The organism is Paenibacillus sp. YIM B09110 (assembly GCF_037167145.1).
Lineage (GTDB): Bacteria > Bacillota > Bacilli > Paenibacillales > Paenibacillaceae > Pristimantibacillus.
The window spans coordinates 100,449-120,237 of the sequence record NZ_JBANSP010000018.1 but is presented as its reverse complement, the minus strand read 5'-3'; the positions used below and the strand labels follow the sequence as shown (position 1 = coordinate 120,237).

22 protein-coding genes are annotated in these 19,789 nt (G+C 50.4%); 5 read left to right on the top strand and 17 right to left on the bottom strand.

What is annotated here, in order from left to right; all coding sequences use genetic code 11:
- Positions 1–27 precede the first annotated feature (27 nt).
- Positions 28–1,158, bottom strand: coding sequence for a deoxyribonuclease IV (locus V8F51_RS22905; RefSeq protein ID WP_337102820.1), 1,131 nt, complete (start codon positions 1,156–1,158; stop codon positions 28–30).
- Between the two features lie 101 nt (positions 1,159–1,259).
- On the opposite strand from V8F51_RS22905, the gene V8F51_RS22900 reads away from it, so the two are divergent.
- The 3 genes from V8F51_RS22900 (at position 1,260) to V8F51_RS22890 (ending at position 3,254) form a co-directional block, all read left to right on the top strand.
- On the top strand, positions 1,260–1,697 hold the full coding sequence (locus V8F51_RS22900) for a DUF2621 domain-containing protein (protein ID WP_337102819.1): 438 nt from the start codon (positions 1,260–1,262) through the stop codon (positions 1,695–1,697).
- 134 nt (positions 1,698–1,831) lie between these two features.
- Entirely contained in the window at positions 1,832–2,329 is a 498-nt protein-coding gene (locus tag V8F51_RS22895) for a hypothetical protein (RefSeq protein WP_337102818.1), read from the top strand.
- Positions 2,330–2,342: 13 nt separating this feature from the next.
- Positions 2,343–3,254, top strand: a complete 912-nt coding sequence (locus tag V8F51_RS22890; protein ID WP_337102817.1) for a TIGR01777 family oxidoreductase — start codon at positions 2,343–2,345, stop codon at positions 3,252–3,254.
- A 14-nt stretch (positions 3,255–3,268) separates the two neighbouring features.
- Here the strand turns inward: V8F51_RS22890 and V8F51_RS22885 are convergent, their stop codons facing one another.
- The 14 genes from V8F51_RS22885 to V8F51_RS22820 form a co-directional block, all read right to left on the bottom strand.
- On the bottom strand, positions 3,269–4,831 hold the full coding sequence (locus tag V8F51_RS22885; protein WP_337102816.1) for a DUF6382 domain-containing protein: 1,563 nt from the start codon (positions 4,829–4,831) through the stop codon (positions 3,269–3,271).
- 38 nt (positions 4,832–4,869) lie between these two features.
- Complete coding sequence (locus tag V8F51_RS22880) at positions 4,870–5,382, bottom strand: A24 family peptidase (protein ID WP_337102815.1); 513 nt, start codon at positions 5,380–5,382, stop codon at positions 4,870–4,872.
- A gap of 17 nt (positions 5,383–5,399) precedes the next feature.
- Positions 5,400–6,374 (bottom strand): hypothetical protein, encoded by a 975-nt coding sequence (locus V8F51_RS22875; protein WP_337102814.1) that lies wholly within the window; start codon positions 6,372–6,374, stop codon positions 5,400–5,402.
- The gene (locus V8F51_RS22870; RefSeq protein ID WP_337102813.1) at positions 6,340–8,571 is read right to left on the bottom strand and encodes a hypothetical protein; all 2,232 of its coding nucleotides are present in this window, start codon (positions 8,569–8,571) and stop codon (positions 6,340–6,342) included. Before V8F51_RS22870 ends, V8F51_RS22875 begins: the two co-directional genes overlap by 35 nt.
- 35 nt (positions 8,572–8,606) lie before the next feature.
- Complete coding sequence (locus V8F51_RS22865) at positions 8,607–9,374, bottom strand: TadE/TadG family type IV pilus assembly protein (protein WP_337102812.1); 768 nt, start codon at positions 9,372–9,374, stop codon at positions 8,607–8,609.
- A complete protein-coding gene (locus V8F51_RS22860; RefSeq protein ID WP_337102811.1) occupies positions 9,346–9,531 on the bottom strand; it encodes a Flp1 family type IVb pilin in 186 nt (61 codons plus the stop codon). The genes V8F51_RS22865 and V8F51_RS22860 overlap by 29 nt, the downstream gene beginning before the upstream one ends.
- A gap of 31 nt (positions 9,532–9,562) precedes the next feature.
- Positions 9,563–10,462 (bottom strand): type II secretion system F family protein, encoded by a 900-nt coding sequence (locus V8F51_RS22855; RefSeq protein WP_337102810.1) that lies wholly within the window; start codon positions 10,460–10,462, stop codon positions 9,563–9,565.
- A gap of 4 nt (positions 10,463–10,466) precedes the next feature.
- Positions 10,467–11,306, bottom strand: coding sequence for a type II secretion system F family protein (locus tag V8F51_RS22850; protein ID WP_337102809.1), 840 nt, complete (start codon positions 11,304–11,306; stop codon positions 10,467–10,469).
- Entirely contained in the window at positions 11,303–12,550 is a 1,248-nt protein-coding gene (locus V8F51_RS22845; RefSeq protein WP_337102808.1) for a CpaF family protein, read from the bottom strand. The genes V8F51_RS22850 and V8F51_RS22845 overlap by 4 nt, the downstream gene beginning before the upstream one ends.
- On the bottom strand, positions 12,534–13,709 hold the full coding sequence (locus V8F51_RS22840) for a hypothetical protein (protein WP_337102807.1): 1,176 nt from the start codon (positions 13,707–13,709) through the stop codon (positions 12,534–12,536). Before V8F51_RS22840 ends, V8F51_RS22845 begins: the two co-directional genes overlap by 17 nt.
- Positions 13,710–13,924: 215 nt before the next feature.
- Positions 13,925–14,323: a nucleoside-diphosphate kinase gene (ndk, locus tag V8F51_RS22835; RefSeq protein ID WP_337102806.1), complete on the bottom strand. Its 399-nt coding sequence runs from the start codon at positions 14,321–14,323 to the stop codon at positions 13,925–13,927.
- Between the two features lie 32 nt (positions 14,324–14,355).
- Positions 14,356–15,165, bottom strand: a complete 810-nt coding sequence (locus tag V8F51_RS22830; protein WP_337102805.1) for a pyruvate, water dikinase regulatory protein — start codon at positions 15,163–15,165, stop codon at positions 14,356–14,358.
- The gene (locus V8F51_RS22825) at positions 15,162–15,845 is read right to left on the bottom strand and encodes a helix-turn-helix transcriptional regulator (RefSeq protein ID WP_337102804.1); all 684 of its coding nucleotides are present in this window, start codon (positions 15,843–15,845) and stop codon (positions 15,162–15,164) included. The genes V8F51_RS22830 and V8F51_RS22825 overlap by 4 nt, the downstream gene beginning before the upstream one ends.
- A gap of 140 nt (positions 15,846–15,985) precedes the next feature.
- Entirely contained in the window at positions 15,986–17,785 is a 1,800-nt protein-coding gene (locus V8F51_RS22820; protein WP_337102803.1) for a M3 family oligoendopeptidase, read from the bottom strand.
- 155 nt (positions 17,786–17,940) lie between these two features.
- Between V8F51_RS22820 and V8F51_RS22815 the strand changes: the two genes are divergently transcribed.
- Together V8F51_RS22815 and V8F51_RS22810 are read left to right on the top strand one after the other, a co-directional pair.
- Positions 17,941–18,108: a YycC family protein gene (locus V8F51_RS22815; RefSeq protein WP_337102802.1), complete on the top strand. Its 168-nt coding sequence runs from the start codon at positions 17,941–17,943 to the stop codon at positions 18,106–18,108.
- Complete coding sequence (locus V8F51_RS22810; protein WP_337102801.1) at positions 18,108–18,347, top strand: hypothetical protein; 240 nt, start codon at positions 18,108–18,110, stop codon at positions 18,345–18,347. The genes V8F51_RS22815 and V8F51_RS22810 overlap by 1 nt, the downstream gene beginning before the upstream one ends.
- Positions 18,348–18,414: 67 nt before the next feature.
- Here V8F51_RS22810 and V8F51_RS22805 read toward each other — a convergent pair whose 3' ends face one another.
- Together V8F51_RS22805 and V8F51_RS22800 are read right to left on the bottom strand one after the other, a co-directional pair.
- On the bottom strand, positions 18,415–19,143 hold the full coding sequence (locus V8F51_RS22805; RefSeq protein ID WP_337102800.1) for a DUF2225 domain-containing protein: 729 nt from the start codon (positions 19,141–19,143) through the stop codon (positions 18,415–18,417).
- Between the two features lie 5 nt (positions 19,144–19,148).
- Positions 19,149–19,538, bottom strand: a complete 390-nt coding sequence (locus V8F51_RS22800; protein WP_337102840.1) for a globin domain-containing protein — start codon at positions 19,536–19,538, stop codon at positions 19,149–19,151.
- Positions 19,539–19,789 lie beyond the last annotated feature (251 nt).

Sequence of the window (19,789 nt, the reverse complement as noted above, 5' to 3'; positions counted from 1 at the left end):
TCCTTTGCTCTTTATATTTAGAATCGCTTATACCGTAGCAAGCAGATGCTTGCCGCCGAACCAAGCTGTAATCCGTTGATTGATTTGTTCCTCCGACAACGATGAAGAAAGCGGGTTGTCCGCTAGCACGAGATCGTACAGACGCTCCATCGGTTCGCGCGGATCGGCTTTCTTCGCCTTCGCGTCGTTCTTCAGCAGTTCCCAAGTCGAAAGCACGAATAGTCTTGGATCGATCTCCTGTTTTCCGAAGAAATGATGCAGACGTTCTACGTCTTCAAAGAAAGATTCGCCGAAGCGTGCGCGGGCATCGCCGCGGAGCAGCGCGATCTCGGCCTCATACATCGGACGTTCTGTCTTGTCTTGTTTGCCAATCCATGGCGTCTCAAGAATGAAAGGACGGCCTTGCAACGCTTCATGATGCACGATGCTCTTAATCGCATCATGTCCGAGCCAGCCTGCGCCAATCGGTGCATGACGGTCTTTGCCAGCGCCGACCGGATTTTTGCTGTCATTAACGTGGACGACGGCTACGCGATTCAAACCTACAGTGCGATCGAACTTCTCCAGCACGCCGTCGAGATCGTTGATAAGGTCGTAGCCTGCATCGTGCATATGGCATGTATCCATACAAACCGTCAGACGATCGTTATTTTGCACTTTATCGATAATCGCTGCTAGTTCCTCGAAGCTTCTGCCGATTTCCGTTCCCTTGCCGGCCATCGTCTCCAGTGCGATATTTACGTTCGTTTCTTTCGTGCCTTCAAGCACTTGATTAAGGCCGTCCGCGATGCGGGCAATGCCGAACTCGGCATCCTTGTCTGTATAAGCTCCTGGATGAAGAACAATATTGCGTACGCCGATCATATCGGTACGGCGGATTTCTTCCTGCAGGAAGTTGACCGCGAGCTCGAACGTATCTTCCTTGTACGAGCCCAAATTAATGATGTACGGAGCATGGACGACGATTTCATTAATACCCGCCGCTTCCATCTCCGCTTTGCCTTCTTCAATATATAACGCATCAATCGGCTTGCGCCTCGTATTCTGCGGCGCTCCGGTGTAGATCATGAATGTGCTTGAACCGTATGATACTGCTTCTTGAGCCGCATTAAGCAGACCCTTGTCCGAAAACGATACATGGGAACCTATTTTTAGCATCCTTTAAACGCCCCTTTTTCGTTGATCCTCCCTATTTTACAAGGAATGTCGAAATAAATCTAGGAATACGGTATAATTCGTTTGTGAGGTGAAGGATGACGATGAAGGGTACTCCCGATTGGTTTATGTATTTTATTGTCTTTTGGGCTGTTGTCATGGTGGGAGCTATGTCGATTGGCGGATTTTTCATGTTTCGAAAATTTCTGAAGGTGCTTCCGATGCGGGACGGCAAGTCCAAGCTCGATTGGCAAAACTATTGGGTCGAGCGCAGCCGCAGCATGTGGAACGATGACTCCAAGTCGCTGCTGGACGAGCTTGTTTCCCCTGTTCCTAGCGCCTTTCGCGATATAGCTAAACATTCCATCGCAGCCAAGATCGGCCAAGTAGCGATCGAACACGGCGCTAATTCCGTTACGCGCGACCACTGCATCGAAGGATACATACGCGCAACGCCAAAACGTGATTACCGGAGTCTTGTTACGTTTCTTGACCGCAAGGGCATCGACTATGCCCCTTATAAACATTTGCTCAATAAATGAGGAAAAGCCGCTTTCGCGGCTTTCTTCATTTGTTCCCGAATGACGTTCTCACAAAATTAATGTAACCAATGCCGTTCAACATTCGTTTAAATGGGTACATACCTATATAAAAACTTCAGGAGGTGGTTCATTTGATGAACTCATCGAAACGCAATAAACGCACGAAATCAGTGGCCGCAAGCGCTCTATTGCTAGCCGTCATGCTTGCCGCAACCGCATGTGGAGGAGGCAACTCGGCCAAAACAGGAAGCGAAATCCCGGATGCAACCAACACTCCGCCTCAACAGGTTGAAGATTTGCCGGATGGAAACGGCATGATCGATCCTGATGTAGAAGGCTCGGATAATTCCAATAACGATGCAGCGACTAACGGTGATGAGAATACTTCGGAGGGCGAAACGAATGTGTCCGAGACGAAGTCAGACACAGGCACGTTCACAGGGATCGTAGACACCCATTCTATAGAAATTGTAACGGCATCAGGCGCAGCGGTATTCCAAATAACCGAAGAGCAAAAAGCGGCTATTGACGCCTTGCCGGAAGAAGCGAAAGTGAAATTCGAGTATACGGAGAAAGAAATCGACAGCAACAACAAGCAACTGTGGCTGTCCAGCATTGCATTAGATAACTAAAGGAGCGGTAACGATGCGGGTTGCGATCGCCGGAGGAACTGGATTTATTGGCAAAGCGCTGACGAAGGCGCTGCTGGCTCGATCGGATGAAGTCGTCATTATTACACGTACTGTCAGTGGTAATGAATCTTTTAACGGTTCGCCTCAAACTTCCCGTTATGTAACTTGGGACCAAATAGCGCAGCAGCCCTCCTTACTGGAGGGCATCGATGCGATCGTTAACCTGTCCGGTGAATCGATCAATCAGCGCTGGACGGCAGCAGCCAAGCAGCGTATCCTGCAATCCCGTCTCACTGCAGCGGCCCGCATCGCCGCTCTATATGATTCGCTTGCGCATAAACCTAAGGTCGTTATCAATGCTTCCGGCATTAGCGCCTATGGGATGTCGCTGGACGGGGAGTTCGACGAGAATAGCCCTATTCATGTTACCGACTTCTTGTCGGGTGTCGTTAAGGAATGGGAACTCGCAGCAGATTCCATTGCTGCTGAACGGCTAGTCAAGCTGCGCGTCGGCCTTGTCATAGACCGCAAGGAAGGGGCTTTCCCGCTTATGGCGCTTCCGTACAAGCTGTTCGGAGGAGGCCGAATTGGCTGCGGCAAGCAGTGGCTGTCATGGATTCATGTCGACGACATCGTTCAGCTGATGCTGTTCTGCTTGGACAATGACAGCATCAGCGGTGCTGTTAATGCCTCCGCTCCAGAGCCGCTTCGCAACGATGAGTTCGGACGGGCCATCGGCAAAGCGATGGGACGGCCGCACTGGTTTCCCGTGCCTTCCTTCCTATTGAAGACGTTGCTTGGTGAAATGTCATTGCTTGTGCTCGAAGGTCAGCATGCTATTCCCCGCAAATCAATGAAGCTCGGATTCACATTTCAGTATCCAACCGCTGAGAGCTGTTTGAACGCTATTTTCGCCCGCAAATAAGATACCTGATTCCGCTATTCAAGTCGGAACTCATACATAGGCCCGTTTGCACCTGCAAGCTGTATCCTATCGCCGTCGGTTATTTTATATGCTTTATACGGTATCATTGGTTCACCGTTTAATGTGCTGCCGTTACTTGAGCCAAGATCCTTAGCCACCCTCTCGCCTTCCGAATACATGAATTCCAAGTGCATACGAGATATACCGCTCGCCAGCTCCTCATACCCTCCTTGATCCCCTGCTCTTCCTATCCTTAGCATAGGCTCCGCCCATTCAATTACATTATCCTCCCCTTGCCAACGACGATACAGCTTTGCTGCAAGTTCAACCTTCGTCTCCTTCTGTGACTTTCCAAGGAGCACCGTCGGTTCCATGCCTGGTGTGGCGATTTTCTCTAGAAGCCCCGTTTTGGTGGCACCCGGCTTCATGGGAAGGTGATTAGTTGCTTCAGCTGTATCACTGCGATTCACCTGGCTATCGCCCGTACTTGCAGAAAGTAAATGATTGTATCGGTTATGTAGTGTTTGCGGCTGGGATAAGGCTTCAAATTCGGAAGCGGCGCCGGTTTCATCGTAAGCGGACTCTTGATCCAAATTTAAATCCATATCCTCACTCTCAATCGATATGCGGACATTCCTTTTCCATACAACGATAACGACTGCTGCTAATAGAAGCATCATAGCAACGCTTATAAGCATACTTTGGTTTGATGGCGATGCAAGATAAACAAAACGCCATATACAAGCTGCTGCGAGTAGTGTAATAGCAGCTGCTATCCACTTAAATTTATTCACGTTCGCTATCTGTTGCTGTGTGAAAAGTTCCTCATCTTCAGTATCCATCCTGATATGTAGTCGCTCCGACAATTGTGGCGGCATTGGCCGCGCCTGCTCTTGGAATACAACCTCCTGCCGTGAACGGGTCTCACCTGAAGCATATTCTTGTTCCTCATACTGAGGAGGCCTCAAAATTGTTTGAGCAATACGTGGATGATGGCCAACTGCCGATGATCCGCCAATTAGCTCGAGCACCGTAGTCCGCAGCTCTGCCAGCGGCCACTTGTTGCTGCTCAATTGGCGCAGTATCCGCTTTAAGCCTTCGCCGTCCAGTACATCCACGTAGGATGTCCATCGTACGATAAGCGACATTAACTCGCTGCTTGTGGCAGCTTCATTATCGGAAACTTGAATGGGAACGTAAGCTAGGCGCACATCATGCAGCTGCTCGCCAATAAAGATGAATGATTCGTCCAGCAGACAGCCCTCCGGTCTAAGCATGTAATGGCGGCATTCGCTTAGCGCATCGATTAAACCTAGCACAAGCGAATAATATTGCTGCATCGTAAGCGTTCCTAATTGAAGCCGATGAAGCAGCATTTTATAACCATCCAGCACGTATCGGAAGGTTACCATCCCGTCAAGCTCGAACCAGTCGACAGGCAATAAATATGGAATCTTCTCGCCTCGCAGCATATGAAGCTCGATGTCATCGAGACTGCTCCGCTGAATTCCGTCTTCAGTGTCAATCAGCATTTCATGTCCGCGATTCATAGAGAAATCAATTCTAAACTTTTGCATTTCCCGCTTCCTCCTTCCACTCATCGATCTATTCCGTTTCAGTCTAACATCATCCATACGGTTATCGCTGCAGGAGCGACAGCGAGCATGAATGGAAACTTTTGACCCGAATCTGCAAATTTCAGCCATTGCCTCCTCTTTGGCTCCTCGCCTGGTACGAGTAAGGCTGTCATTCCGAACGTTAGCTTGCTGCTGAACGGACGATATATGACCGCAACCGCGATGCCGATCAATCCCGCGTACAGGATCGAATACATCAGCACTTCCAATACATTGCCTACACCTACCCATGCGCCTAGCGCCCCGAACAGCTTAACATCGCCCGCTCCGATACCTTTGGCCAAATGCAGAAGAAGAAGCGGGATGAAACCGGCTGCCGCGCCGGCAACGGACATCCCTCCGCCCTGAATGCCGTCCGCAATCAGATGAAACAGAAAGCCGCAGCCAAAAAATAGGATCGTTAACCAATTCGGTATGATCTGCTTGCTAATATCCGTAATGAATGCCGCCGCAAGAAGGATCGCTGCTGCTATAATTGTCACTGCGTCCACGTCACAACCACTCCTTCCTAATCCCCATTTGCCTTCTCCACAACAAAATATTGCGACACGCTATGCTCCTGCTGAGCTGCTGCCGTGGCTGTCAGCATCCAGCTGCCTGGCGTCGTATTGCCCGATACATGCCAAGTCCATGTCGCATACCCGCTTTCATCGGCTGTCGTTGCGCCCAAGTGCTTCGCTTTGCTATGCCCGCTCTTGTATATAACGTCCAGCGAAACGGAAGTGCCTGGGTTAGTCTTGACGACAACCGTTGCCTTCCTCCCTGGCCGCAGAGGCGAGGGCTCGATAGACACAATTTGCAGCGGTATGATGTCCTCTCCTTCTGCTTCATGACCATAAGCAGCAGCGGCGGCATCACTTACCCATACTCGTTCGGACGCTTGATCCCGGAGTAGGATCGGCTTGCCGTAGAACGGCAGCTTAAGCGGAAACTCATATTCAACCGACATCGTTAATAGGGGCTCGGTTTCCTTCGATAGATCAGGTAATGATAGATGGCTTAGTCTTATTCGCTTTGGATCAAGGATCGCCTGGTCGGCAGCTTCGCGCAATATTGGCTCTACAACGGAGCGTCCGAGCTCCGTCGCCGCCATATCCTGCAGCGGCTTCCAATCTCCTCGAAGCGCAGATGAAATCAAACCGCCAGCTGGATTCGGAAGCCATTCGGCGGCCTCTGACGCAATATCGCCCCAACTGCTCTTCGGTAGCGGCGATGCCGCTTCAAGCGGATTCACGGCAGCTGCTTGCTGAAGAGCCAGGTCAATTGGATGAATATGTGCAGCAATCTGACGAACAGCTTGCGAAGCAGTCGCATGCAAAGCCATTTGAACAGCGCATAGCCGAATTAGGACGATAAAAACAAGCAATAAAATGAGTATAAGCGGCATGACAAAAGAAGCTTCTACAACAATCGAACCCTGCTCGCTATTAAATCTCGTATTCCCCTTATCAATACGACGAGCCGATTGTTTGTATAGTCTCATAACGATTGCCAACAACCTTTCCTTCCAATAATCCGAACTTCCCCACCATGTGCATGGCACCAGGCAAAAACCACAGCTTCATCGATAGTTTCGCTTCACCAGTAACCGCAGAAGGCGTAGCCGACAGCACAGTGCCTGTATTTTGCTCGATAACGGCGATCATACGGGATAGCATTCCTGCTTGATCCGCACTATGAACAAGCATGAACAGCCGCAAATAATCCATGTACGATACTTCTGTCTTCACATACTTGGATAGCGGGGCCGAGCCGCGTTCCGTGAACGCAATCATATCCTCGATCGTTTTCTCAAGACCATAAATAAGCGCAGCGGATAAAATAAGAAGCGGATGTCCTAGCGACCGGCTCTGAATAAGCCCCTCCATCGTTCGAATCGCCATACGCACAGCGAACAGTTCCCCATACGCGGCAGCTAAGTTTCCTATTGGATTATGAAAACCATAGATAACGTATTCAGCCTCCTGATTATGGAACGATGCAGCTTGCGAGAGCTCCGCCGTATCACCGTTCAAAAGCATGGCCCTCAGGTTCTGCGGAGCAAACACCGTGTAGCGATCTACGATATATTCGCCGTAATAGATTGTATCCCGTGATCGCTCAAGCATGCCTGACATGCCTGTGAACAATTCGCCTATGAATTGCTGGGACCGCTCTGCAGCCTCATGCGCTTCGCCAGATTGATTGTCTACCGTCGATTGCGCCGCCTCAGATTGCTTCTGATTAAACTTCAAATTATCGTCCCGCTTCTGCTGGATCTCCTCGTATAACTTGATATGCTCCTCCAACTGCGGAACGGATCCGAAGCCATCAAGCATATTTCGAGCTTGCTGCCATAGCGACTGCGCCTTCGCTTCCTGCTCCTTCAATCGGTTATTCAGCTCGGCGTCTTGGAGCAACGCTCTTCGTTTTCCGATAATAGTCGCCGGCTGTACGTAGCTCTCCTCATACTCCCCGTAAGACAGCCTCATTGCAGCAACAGCCGACATTAAAGTTTGGCTAGAGCTGCTGGCAACAGGCCTTGATATTGCCGCCGATACATTCGATTGGAACCTGCCAGCATCCATGTCGAATGCGGCTGCTGCCGCATTCTGTCCCTCCAGCTCCAGCTTATATTGCTGAAACCAGTTGTCAGGCAATATCATTTGCTTCGCCGATTGCTTAATCTCCTCAATATCGGAAGCGGCACTGTCAGGAAGCCGTACTCCGCCGGTTCGCTCCGCATGGCTGCCTACCGCGTCATAATCTGATCGATTAGCCGCTGCATCCACTTGCTGTTCAAGAAGCTTCATCTCATCATTCAGTTTCCTAGCCTCCTCAAGCTCCTGGAACGCTTTGCCCTTTAATTTCGCGTGCTGTTGCTGTACGCTTGTGCTCTGCCTTCGAAGACTGCCTGCAAGCGAGCTCGCATGCTGCTCGTAAGCGGCTATAGCCTCGGCATACAGCGGTTCCTCATCTTCTTGGAGTGATTCATCATGTTGCACATTCGCTGCATAAGCTGCGAACCCACCTGCGATGGCAGCCACTGTATCTCCATTCCCGCCTGATCCACTTGCTTTCACGGGAATCATTTCGCCCATTCCGCTGCCGCCCAGCGCTGCGGCCGCTTGCTCTTGCATAGCCAGCACAAGGGCAAGCGCCGCTTCACGCTTCTCGTACAATCTCCTCATGCTCTCCAGCAGGCCAACAGCGACGGCAGCCTCCTTCATCTCTCCAGCCATTGGCGCGAACTTCGCCACAAGCTCCAGCGTAAAGTCGATCGGAGCTTTATATTTCATATCCTCCAGCACCTGCCTGGCGAATATATCGTGGCTGCCAAGCACGTCAGCAGTCTGAAGATCTGTTGACTCTACTTGTCCGCCAACGATACTGAATCCGCTGCTACCCCCTTTCTCTTCCTCCATGTTCACTGATACTGCATGTTCGAATATCGTTTGTCCGCTTGTACCTCCACGAGCGAACAAACCATAACGCTCATAGAGTCCCGCATCGTAGGCGGATAAGACGGATCTTACGCCAGACCTTACCGTATCCTCTGTGAGCTTATGAAGCGCCCCGATGCGCGCATAATCAATAAGTACAGCAAAAAATAACAACAGGGAGGAAAGAACGATAACGGCAAATACGGTTGCTGCGCCATCCTCTCGAAAAACCAAATTTCTTAATCGTAGCCTCCTCATCACGTTTCCCCTCCTTGCTGACCGTGAGACGGACTTCATGGAGCTGCTCCTGCGGCAGCATCTTGATAGGGAGCAAGCGCCTCAGCAGCTTTCGTCTTCGATATCGCCGGACCTCCGCTCCGGTTCTGAAACCGGCTCGTATAATAACGTACGAGATCGACATTGCGAATGAACTCGACGGGATCGACCACAATAGCTGCAGCAACGGTCTTCGGCTCTCTGCCTAACCAGCCGTCTTGGCGCACACCGGATGATAGATCGAGCGGCTGCTTCAGCTTTACTAGCACTTCGTTCTGCAATATTCCATGGGCGAAAGAAAGCTCCCCCTTGTAATGAATCTCATCGTCACGCAGCCAAGCGGCTGCCTGCATCAGCTTGCGCTCCGGCAAAGCCTCTATAGCGCCGGCATCGCCTTGACTGTCTGACAACTCCACTAATGCGCCGCCTCCTCCCCGGGCTAAACCGAACAAGCTTTGCAGCATTTGATTGTCTCCGATTCTCCAATACAAGCCGTCATATTCAGGCTTCATGAGCATGCCGCTCCTTGTATCGCGATGGCTATTATCCCAAGCGAAGGCGGCTCTCTCTGCTGTAGAGGAGGCGGCGTAATAAATGACAACCTTCTGGTAGATATACATACCGAATACGATGAACAACATAATAGCTGCGAGCAGCATCGGCATCACGATGGACGATTCTAGCGTGAAGCTGCCGCTCTCGCTTCGGGCTATGTCTGCCGCGGGCTTGGCTAACATGGAACGAACCTTGCTTCGCTTAAGAGAAGATTTGATCTGCTTGGTCATCCGCTTTACCCATCAGCCGCTCGATTAGCTCAATAATCCAATCTTTGAACAGCAAAGCAATAATGATAACGACTGCAATGATCAATATAATTTCAAGCGTGCCAAGACCCTCCTCTGATTTCCAAAACTTGCGGACCGTATTTTTCATTCTTCTCATCGTACATCTCCCTCTCATTCATCGTTTGTTGTTAAGACATTAATAGAACAGCCGGCGCAGCGACTAAAATCATTAACACGAATAAAATTCCCACTAGCGGAAATACGAGCTTAGAGGATGCCTCCTCGCCACGCGATCTTGCGACCGCCTTTCTTTTCTCCCAAAGCGTATAGGACAACTCACGCAAGGCAAGTACGAAGTGCTCTCCTCCACGCCTATAGTTAAGAAGCAGCACTGTTGTGAATACCGATACCTCTTGCACGGCGCATCTCCTGTTGAACCGCTCCATCGCCGAGCTGAAGGAATGGCCATTGCGCAGCGCAATTACCGCATGTCCCCACTCGATATACAACGGGTGCTTTCCTGCTTCCTTTCCGTCCAGGCATCTTGCCAGAGCATGTTGTACGGTCTCGCCTGCTCCTACAAGCAGCATCAGCTTGCTTAACATGTCAGGCAGCTCAGCAATAATCTCCTGCTTGCGGCGCTCTACCTTACGTCCCGCATCAACGAATTGGCGAAGCGGCAGTACGACGCCGAAGACGATACCCATCAGCATTAGTACGCGCTCACCGGATAATGAGCTAAGCCAGGCGCAAGCCGTTAATGCCGCATATCCGATGGATACAGCACCTCCTGCGGCTGTCTTCGTTCGCTCGATCGTCCAGTCAGCGCCGTTCAAAATGACCAGCTTCATATGGTAGCTGCCCATCTGTAGCTGCATCGTATCGAACAGACGAAGACGCTCCAACATTCGAACGAATGGTTCTGTAAGGATAAGACTTTGAAAGCCAGGTCCATGCTTTCGCGAAGCTCCGTTGCTTGATTTGAGGCCCAGCCAAACCGTACGCAGTCCGGTTGCACCTACCATATAAAGCCATACTCCAGTTAAAACAACGGCAATTAGAACATCCACCTCGAACCTCAGCCCCATCCTCCTACATTCGAATATCCATCATTTTGTTCATAATCCAGAAGCAGAAGAGCAGCAATCCGAGTGCCGCAGTCAAGAGCAAGTAACCGAGCCCGCTGTATAAAGGAGCCATATAGTCAGGTGCGGCAAAGCTGAGAAATCCTAAAAAAACGAAAGGCACAGCCATCATAATCTTGCCTTCGAACCGCTTCTGAGCGACCATAACCGCTATCTCCTGTTCTGTCTCCAGCTTCTCGCCGATAATCGCCGATGTGCGCTTCATCACCTCGATCAGATCTCCGCCCGACCTCTTGCATGCAGCAAGCGCATCGGCGAATTGCGTAATCTCGTCAATGCCTGCCCGCTCCGCGAAGCTTCGGAGCGCTTGTTCCAGCGGCTCGGCATGATCCAATCGATTGCTAATAATTTGGAATTCAATCAGCAGCTCGGTACGTGGATCGGGATACAATGGCCGTAAGTCATCCAGCGTTGATACAAACGCATTTTCGATCGAGCGTCCGGCAGCGAGCGAAGAGACAAGCGAGAACAACGCCTCCTTAAATTGCAGCTTCAGCCTATCCTTCCGTTGCAGCAGGAGCGCTGCTCTCCTATATCTAGGTGCTATAACACCTGCCAAGGAGAACATAGCGGCAATGATGACGGAGTGGTAGAACAGATAAACAGCCCCGAACAGCGCTAGCGCCCCGGCAATAGCAGCGATAGCAAATTGCCCATGGGTCAGCCTATAATGCCGATAATCGGGAAGTGTTGATTGCCTAGCAGTAGCTGTTTTAACAGTCGGCGCTTGAACATGATTCTCCCATCCACACCAATACAGCAAACCGCGTATCGGGTGCTCGCTCATGTCCATACAGCCTCCCCGCTTTTCTGCTGCCGACCCGCCATAACGAGCTTGTCCGTATGCAGCAGAATATTGCCTGTCGGGCGCAGCTCGCCGATGACTTTGCCATCTCTCTCCCCGTCCTCTTGGAAACGAAACAGAGGATTCAACTGCACCTCGCCGCCCTCCATACCTAGAATCTCGCATATTTCCGTCACCTTCCTCGTTCGATCCCGGAAGCGCGACAGATGAACGACAATATCGATCCCAGACGATATTTGCTGTCTAACAACCTGTACAGGCATATCCGCTGCACTTAATACCATCGTTTCCAGTCTCGCAATCATATCCTTCGCTCCATTCGAGTGGCCGGTTGACATCGATCCGCTGTGGCCTGTATTTAGCGCTTGCAGCATATCCAAAGCTTCACCGCCGCGCACCTCGCCAACGATAATTCGGTTCGGCCTCATCCGCAGCGAAGCTCGAATCAGATCGCGAATCGTAACCTCCCCTTTGCCCTCCGTATTCGCATTGCGCGTTTCGAGCGACACGAGATTGGGCAAGGTCCGAATCTGCAGCTCAGCCGAATCTTCAATCGTTACGATTCGCTCGTCACTCGGTATGAATTGCGACAACGCATTAAGAAAGGTCGTCTTGCCAGTACCTGTTCCGCCGCTTATGAAAATGTTGTATTGCGATACAATGAGCTTCTCTAGAAAACTTGCAGCTTCCGCTGACAATGAGCCGTATGAGATCAGCTGGTCCATCGTTAACGGCTGCTCAGGAAACTTCCGGATTGTCATGCATGGCCCTTTGAGCGCGACAGGAGGAAGCACGACATGTACCCGCGAGCCGTCCTTGAGCCTAGCATCGACGATTGGCGAAGATTCGTTCACGACTCGGTTCACGCTTGCAACTACGGCTTGAATCAAATCCTCGAGCCGCTCCCTGCTCTCGAACGCTACGGGATACAGTGTCATCCTCCCATGACGCTCGATGAAAATTTCCGCATGATAGTTAATCATGATCTCCGTCACGGAAGCGTCCTCCATTAACGGCTGCAAAATATCAAGCCCGCGGAAGGAATGGAACAGCCTGCGCACAAGCAGCACTTTCTCATTTGCCGTAAGCGGATTGTTCGTGCACCACTCGAATACCGTATCTTCAGCAATTCGCATTAAACTATCATCAGACAAGGTGCCGTTGAAATCGATCTTGGCACGAACGCTGTTGCGGAGCGACAGCACCACTTCATCCGTTAACCGCATGCTGCTCTCCGCCTCTCAGCATATAATTCATCAGCCTTCCTGCTGCAGCTCTGTATGAGGGCGATGATAGAAGCTTAGCTGATGACGCGCTATAGCTATTCCATTCCATCGCATCTGGCAATGAAATTGGCATATACGGTATGCCGTCCCGATTAACAGTCGGCGGCAACGCATTCGTCTTCGCGCGATTGTGAATCAATTGGACCTTCTGAACCATGCGTTGAAACCGCGGTCCCCACTTCTGCTCGCCATAGCGGTAGGCCAGCCGCTGCTTTGCAAGAACACCTTCATCGTCGCTTACGAGCCACAATATCTGATCGGAATTTTCCAACAGCTTCATATGAAGCTCATCCAGACCGTCGTCCAGATCAACAATGATGAGATCATATTGTCCTGACTGCTTAATCAAAGCAAGCAATCCAGCTGCATCTTCCGCGCCTAGCGTTATACGATCCTCCGCATTCGTGCAGGACGCAAGGTAGTCTCCCTTTAGCAACGAATGGCGCTTGCGATGCTCAAGCAACCATTTGCCCGCTTGCTCCGGTTCGGATTTCAACTTGTATAATAGCTCTGACATGCCAAGCTGGGTTCCTGTGTGATTCGCATGCCCGAGCCATCCCCCTAATGAATGCCACCGCTCCAAGTTCAGATAAAACGTGCGGTACTGTTGTGATCCCGCAGCATTTGTCAGATGAAGAGCAAGCGCGGTCTTCCCCGTGCCCCCGGAAGATGAGTACACCGTTACGACCTTCGGGCCCTCTTTCGAAGCAAACACAGTGCCAACGGGAGATGAATGCCCAGCAGCACCTGCCCCCGCGTACATATCGAACAAGCCTTGAAGCAACGCAGGCAACGGCTGATATTGCAGCAGTTCCTTCTGCTGACCCACGCTCTCTCCGCGCTTCGAGACGAGTGCAACGGTCGCAATTCTTTCCAGTCTTGCAGCATCGATGCCGACTTTCAGTTCTGTATACAATCCCGGCTGCACAGCAAGCAGATCAATCGAATACCCTTTCTCGATATGCTCCTTCAGCGCTTGCGCATTTGTGAAGGCGATCAATTGCCATTGCTGGCTAATCGGGCTCTCGCGAACATATTCCGCCAGCCGTTTTACGTATTCCTGCTCCTTCGCAGCTACGGCAAGCTGATATCGTTTCATAGCTGCACACCTCCTCTTCAGATGAGAAAAACAAACGCAAAAAAGCACCGTATTAAACGCTATTTCTAGCGTCATATACGGTGCTTCCGCGGTTGCTCTTATTAACTTTGGTTAAAATTTACCATATCCCCCTGCCACTCGTCAACACTAGCAGTCTATCTTTTTGGAATCATTGAAGCTCATATTCCGGGATATCTCTTGCTACTGCTTCATCCTTATTGGAAAAATAGCTTGATTTCCCGATCCGCGTTCTCATCCGAATCCGAACCATGAATAATGTTGCTCGCCACATCGATGGCAAAGTCGCCGCGAATCGTCCCTGAAAGGGCATCGGACGGATTCGTCACTCCGATCAACGATCTTGCGTTTTTGATTGCATCCTTGCCTTCCCATATCATGGCGAACACAGGTCCAGAGATGATGAATTCGACTAGCTCGTCGAAGAAAGGCTTCGCTTTCAGGTGCTCATAATGCCGCTCGGCAAGTTCCCTGCTTATTTGCATTACTTTCGCGTCAACCAGCTTAAAACCTTTTTCCTCGAATCTGGCAACAATGCGTCCGACAAGGCCTCTCGCAAACCCATCGGGCTTAACCATTACAAACGTTCTATCCATACAGATCCCTCCATCTCTATCGGTATAGCCATTTATCGGTAAAGCCATTCAATAATGATGCCTGCCGTTTCCTCAATTGCACGGTTTGTGACGTCGATAATCGGACAATTGAGCGATTTCATAACATCCTCAGCGTATTTCAGCTCCTCGATAATGCGATCCGGTGACGCATATTGCGCCGAAGATGGCAGTCCCAGCGTCTTAAGGCGCTCCGTCCTAATCCCGAGCAAATGCTCAGGCTGCATGGTCAGACCAACGATTAAGCGTCCAGGCGCAGGCTTTAATTCCTCAGGCAAGTTAACCTCCGGCATGAGCGGAAGATTCGCTGTCTTAATTCCTTTGTGCGACAAAAAGACGCTAAGCGGTGTCTTGGACGTTCTTGATACGCCGATCAGCACGACCTGCGCAAGCACGAAGCCTCTCGCATCCTTGCCATCGTCGTATTTGACTGCAAATTCGATCGCATCCATTCTGCGATGATAAGCATCATCTATCGAATGAAGCAAGCCTGGCTCACGCTTCGGATAACTTCCGAAGGTATCGACATAAGCTTGCATCATCGGCCCCATCACATCGACGGCGCGCACGCCCTGCTTAAGCGATTCCTCCTTCATCAGTTCCCGCAGCTCCGGCTGAACGAGCGTATAGCTGATGAATCCGCCAGTCCCAGCCGCTTCCGTTACGATACGAACAATCTCATCCTCCGACTTCAAATGTCCATAGCGCTTAATCTTCACATGCTCTGACGAAAACTGTCGCAGGGTTGCTTTCGCTACCGCTTCAGCCGTCTCCCCAACCGCATCTGAGCATACGTATATGATTTGCTGAGTCAATTGTGTCATAGATTCCGCTCCCCCAAATCCGGAGCCGCCGCAATGTCGGCCAACAGACGTATAATGTTCGATTTCGATACCCATCCTACAATCTCCGGATGAGGCGCTTGCTCGTCGCGAGGCATGATAACTGGCAAGCAATCGACCTGATGAAGCGACATCTTGCGTATCGCGTCCAGCACGGAATCATCTTGCATTAACGTTACGATATTCGGGTAACGGGTCATGACCATACTTACGGGAATGGATGCTGCTCCCGCATTGCCAAGCGTAATCTTGAGCAGATCCTTCGGTGTAACTATACCTGCAAAACCTTTGTTCTCATTAACAACTAGGAGCGTGTCAGCATTCTCAGTAAATAACGTGATGACTGCATCATGAACGGATAGCGAATCCGGCACGTTAACCGGTACGCCCTGTATTTCTCTTACCTTCAAGCCGCTTAACTGCTGCAATGCTTCGTTGCTCGACCGGTACGCATTGCCTAAGAAATACCCAACCTTAGGTTTGGCGTCCAAATGTCCCAACATAACGAGCAGCGACAAATCCGAACGGAGCGTAGGCCTGCTTACACCGAGATATTCGGCTAATTGTTCACCGGTTATCGGCGCATGCTTCTTTACCAGCTCTACTAACTCCAATTGACGCGAAGATAGCTGAATCGGACTCCCCCCTACTATATGACTCATATTAACTATTAATATCGTTATTATACGCCAATTAATATATCACATTAATATATGATGTACAATATTTAATCTCTGATTGTACAAAAAGCTGCCTTCTCGTCATAACTACTACGATAAGGGCAGCTTTCTTTTGTAATAAGCTATTTAGATTCTATCGATTTCTCGGTCATATCTATGAATAATTGTACGTCTTCCTCCGTCAAGGCAACCGCCTCGCTCCAGAAGTTGCTCTCCTCAAGATTTACGCCCAAATGAACCGAGGCCAGTTCCTCTACGGTCATTCGGCCCGTATCCCGCAGCAGTGCGACATATTTGTCCGCAAACGAGGGCCCTTCTTGCTGCGCTCTTGCATAAATGCCTGCGCTGAACAAATAGCCAAAGGTGTAAGGGAAGTTGTAGAACGGCACATCCGTTAAGTAAAAATGAAGCTTCGATGCCCAAAAATGAGGATGCGCCTCGCCCAGCATGTCGCTGAACGCCTCACGCTGAGCATCTTCCATCAGCTTGCTGAGCTGTTCAGATGAAACAAGTCCTTCTCTCCGCAGCTCATAGAACCGGGTCTCGAACAAGAAGCGTGCATGTATATTCATAAAAAAGGCAACCGAGCGCTGGATTTTATCCTCCAGCAAGCCAAGCTTCTCATCGGCGTCCGTTGCCGTTTTAAGCGCTTTATCCGACACGATCAGCTCGGCGAATGTCGATGCCGTCTCCGCCACATTCATTGCATACTCTTGCGATAGAGGCGGCAAATCATTCATAACATGCTGATGATACGCATGCCCCAGCTCATGGGCTAACGTCGATATATTCGACGCCGAGCCGGAATACGTCATGAAGATACGCGTCTGTCCGCTCTTCGGAAACGAGGTGCAGAAGCCTCCTGGACGCTTACCTGGGCGATCCTCTGCTTCAATCCAGCCATTAGCGAACGCCTCCTGCGAGAAATCGGCCAGCTCCGGGCTGAATCCGCGGAATTGCTCAACGATGAACTCCGCCGCTTCCGCATAGGGAACAATTCGCGCTGAAGCGCCAAGCGGTGCCTCCACGTCATGCCAGTCAAGCTTCTCTACGCCTAGCAGCTTCGCTTTCCGCTCCAAATAGCGAACGAGCGACTGTTTTCCGTCCTGTATCGCCGTCCACATCGCCTTTAGCGTTGCCTCGCTCATCCGATTCATCTGAAGCGGCTCTTGCAGCACAGACGCCCAACCGCGCTTATCATAAAGCTTCAAGCGGAAACCGGAGATGCGGTTCAGCACCTCGGCGCTTAAATCTGCTTGCTCCGACCATACGCGCTCCCATTCGGTGAAAGCTGCCTGACGAACAGACCGTTCGCCTTCGGACAGCCGATTATGCATTTGACCTGCAGAAAGCGTCCGGCTCTCCCCGTCTGCTCCAACATCATTAAACTTGGCTCTCGATACGATTAAGTTGTAATAATCGCCCCAGCCATGATAACCATCCACGGACAGATCCCCTGCCAGCGCCTCCAATTCGGGCGCCATCTTCTGCTTTGCCAGCTCTCGGCGCTCATGCAGGTTGAATGCGATCTCTGCCAGCTTCTCATGTTCGAGCAACGCTGCCCACTCGCTGTCCCCGTAAGCTCTTAGCATATTGTCAAATCGAGTAAGTACGCCAATCAGCTTGGCAGACAGCGTCTTCACCTTATCGTTAAGCGAATTAGCCGCTGTATCACGGACATCGGCAGCCATCAAGCATGCCACAAAAGAATCCGTCTCTCTCAGACGCAGCAGCACGGATTGTACAATCTCGGTCAGCTGTGCCAGCTTATCGGCATCCAATAACGCATTGCCAGCTAGTTCGGCATCCAGCCTCTCCATATCTTCTTCCATTCCTTTAAGCTCTTGCATAAAAGCTGCCGAACCGGAGCCCCCCTTATAGATCGAATCAAGCTCCCAAGTAAGCGGATATTGCTTTGCCACGCCCATCATCCTCTCATTGTTATTTGCGCAAATGTCTCTGACGGTGTATAACTTATATTAATATTACCACATCCCTATTAATAAGAAGAAACCGCATCGTGGTCCTGTGAAGGCCCTGCGGAATGCTGAATGAATATTGAATGGAGGAATCATACATGTCTAAACCTTTGCAAATATCAGCCGAAACGGCTGTTAAGTTATCCAAACAGCTTGGCGTGCCGATCGAGCATCTCATGCATATGCCCAAACATATTTTGCTCCAAAAGCTCGCCGAGCTTGCGAAGCAGGAAGGTCCGGCAACGGACGAGAGCGGCAACAGCTAATGGTCCCTTTCGAGAGAACATGGCCGTATGACATCATAATGGGCGATATCTATGTCGCCAATTGCCCGTTCTGCAATGGAGAAAATGTGCTGCTTCCGCTTCGTCCCGAAGAAATCACGCTAATCCAAGACGGCAAGAAACGACTGCTCGTATTTCCATGCTGCCATAATCAAATAACGGTTGTTGACATTGATCGTGACTATTTGCTCGCTAATCGAGCTCTCCCCGGGCGTAAATAAAGACAAAAAAAGCCGACTCCGACAGATCACCTAAAGTGATTGCGCCGGGATCGGCCTTTATTATTTTTTATGCGAATGAAGCTATGCCGCCACCGTTCACTTGCTCGGAGGTATCGGTAATCTCGCCTTCGCCATTCAGCATCGATTCCTCGCGTATCAATTGCCATTGCTCGCGGCTTGCCCGAATCATTGCCGAATCTACAATTTTCTTATCATTGACTACACGGGAGAACCATCGTACAGCATCATTCCGCTCTCCGATTCTACGGTGCAGCTCCCCGATTATGTACATCAACCTCGCATTGTTAAGCGAAGCGCCTTCTTCCTCATAGACACGGATATAGGATTGCAGCGCGAAACGCAAAAAGCGCTGTTCCTCCGTTTTGTTGGACGCGTATCGATAAAGCCAGGCGATATGATGCAAAATTCCGGCAATAACACGTTCCTTCTCACCGACAGCCTGAGCGCTAATAAGCGCTAGCTTATAGGAAGCCATCGCTTCCTTCTCGGTGCGCTCGCCGCCATAATTGACGGGTACCCACCGGCTTCCTGCCGCCTCCATATACTTCCGCTTCTGAACATCATTAAGCCTGTCCAAACCATTTTCAGTCGTAGCGAAGCCGCAGGTAGGACATACGCGAACAACATAAAAATCAGGGTTAACGCCAGCTTTGTAGTAACCGCAAAAATCAGTATCTGTAGCGATTGCTTTCTTGAAACTCGGGCGCACTCTTGATGTCTCAAATGGTGTTTCACAGCAAATACACTGTAGCTTAGATTGATAGAGCGGTTCCATTGAACTCACGTCTCCTCTTCGAGTGTGTTAACAAAGTGATGCGCCGGGCCGGACAGCCTGTCAATGACGATCGCTTGCAACTGCTCCTCTACTCCAATCTCCGCTAGCGCTCTGCGCATGCAATCGAGCCAAGCTTCCGCGCGTTCAGGCGTAATCGGAAAAGGCAAATGCCTAGCTCGCATCATCGGATGTCCATATTCGTCGGAATAAAGCGAGGGGCCTCCAAAAAATTGCGTCAAAAACATATATTGCTTATCCATCACCGGATGTATATCAGCCGGAAACAGCGGTCCGAGCAAAGGGTGGGCTTGTACCTTTGGGTAGAAAGCCTCAACCATCTCTCTAATCTTTCCTGCTCCGCCGATCAATTCATAAAGGCTTATATTCCTATTCATCGTCATTTTCAGCTCCATATTGTAGGTCTTTTGAATTATATTTTAGAAAAAATCATTTCCTTATGCTTAGTATAACATTTATAGATAATAGTATAGAAAAAAAAGCCCGCATTGAAATATGCGGACTCATGATTATAAGAACGAAACATACCTTAATAGTCTTCTTCACCAGGTGAGGATAGCGACTCTCGGATGACATAGACGAACGCGCAGACTAAGATGCCAGCGATATAACTCATGCTCATCACTCC

Excerpts from the sequence above, each read along its gene's own strand:
- V8F51_RS22845 (WP_337102808.1), bottom strand. The coding sequence starts at position 12,550 with ATGCGGTTAACGGATGAAGTGGTGCTGTCGCTCCGCAACAGCGTTCGT.
- V8F51_RS22885 (WP_337102816.1), bottom strand. The coding sequence starts at position 4,831 with ATGCAAAAGTTTAGAATTGATTTCTCTATGAATCGCGGACATGAAATG.
- V8F51_RS22830 (WP_337102805.1), bottom strand. The coding sequence starts at position 15,165 with ATGACACAATTGACTCAGCAAATCATATACGTATGCTCAGATGCGGTT.
- V8F51_RS22810 (WP_337102801.1), top strand. The coding sequence starts at position 18,108 with ATGGTCCCTTTCGAGAGAACATGGCCGTATGACATCATAATGGGCGAT.
- V8F51_RS22865 (WP_337102812.1), bottom strand. The coding sequence starts at position 9,374 with ATGACCAAGCAGATCAAATCTTCTCTTAAGCGAAGCAAGGTTCGTTCC.
- V8F51_RS22825 (WP_337102804.1), bottom strand. The coding sequence starts at position 15,845 with ATGAGTCATATAGTAGGGGGGAGTCCGATTCAGCTATCTTCGCGTCAA.
- V8F51_RS22870 (WP_337102813.1), bottom strand. The coding sequence starts at position 8,571 with ATGAGGAGGCTACGATTAAGAAATTTGGTTTTTCGAGAGGATGGCGCA.
- V8F51_RS22850 (WP_337102809.1), bottom strand. The coding sequence starts at position 11,306 with ATGAGCGAGCACCCGATACGCGGTTTGCTGTATTGGTGTGGATGGGAG.
- V8F51_RS22905 (WP_337102820.1), bottom strand. The coding sequence starts at position 1,158 with ATGCTAAAAATAGGTTCCCATGTATCGTTTTCGGACAAGGGTCTGCTT.
- V8F51_RS22800 (WP_337102840.1), bottom strand. The coding sequence starts at position 19,538 with ATGAATAGGAATATAAGCCTTTATGAATTGATCGGCGGAGCAGGAAAG.
- V8F51_RS22860 (WP_337102811.1), bottom strand. The coding sequence starts at position 9,531 with ATGAGAAGAATGAAAAATACGGTCCGCAAGTTTTGGAAATCAGAGGAG.
- V8F51_RS22805 (WP_337102800.1), bottom strand. The coding sequence starts at position 19,143 with ATGGAACCGCTCTATCAATCTAAGCTACAGTGTATTTGCTGTGAAACA.
- V8F51_RS22895 (WP_337102818.1), top strand. The coding sequence starts at position 1,832 with ATGAACTCATCGAAACGCAATAAACGCACGAAATCAGTGGCCGCAAGC.
- V8F51_RS22840 (WP_337102807.1), bottom strand. The coding sequence starts at position 13,709 with ATGAAACGATATCAGCTTGCCGTAGCTGCGAAGGAGCAGGAATACGTA.
- ndk (WP_337102806.1), bottom strand. The coding sequence starts at position 14,323 with ATGGATAGAACGTTTGTAATGGTTAAGCCCGATGGGTTTGCGAGAGGC.
- V8F51_RS22855 (WP_337102810.1), bottom strand. The coding sequence starts at position 10,462 with ATGGGGCTGAGGTTCGAGGTGGATGTTCTAATTGCCGTTGTTTTAACT.
- V8F51_RS22890 (WP_337102817.1), top strand. The coding sequence starts at position 2,343 with ATGCGGGTTGCGATCGCCGGAGGAACTGGATTTATTGGCAAAGCGCTG.
- V8F51_RS22900 (WP_337102819.1), top strand. The coding sequence starts at position 1,260 with ATGAAGGGTACTCCCGATTGGTTTATGTATTTTATTGTCTTTTGGGCT.
- V8F51_RS22815 (WP_337102802.1), top strand. The coding sequence starts at position 17,941 with ATGTCTAAACCTTTGCAAATATCAGCCGAAACGGCTGTTAAGTTATCC.
- V8F51_RS22875 (WP_337102814.1), bottom strand. The coding sequence starts at position 6,374 with ATGAGACTATACAAACAATCGGCTCGTCGTATTGATAAGGGGAATACG.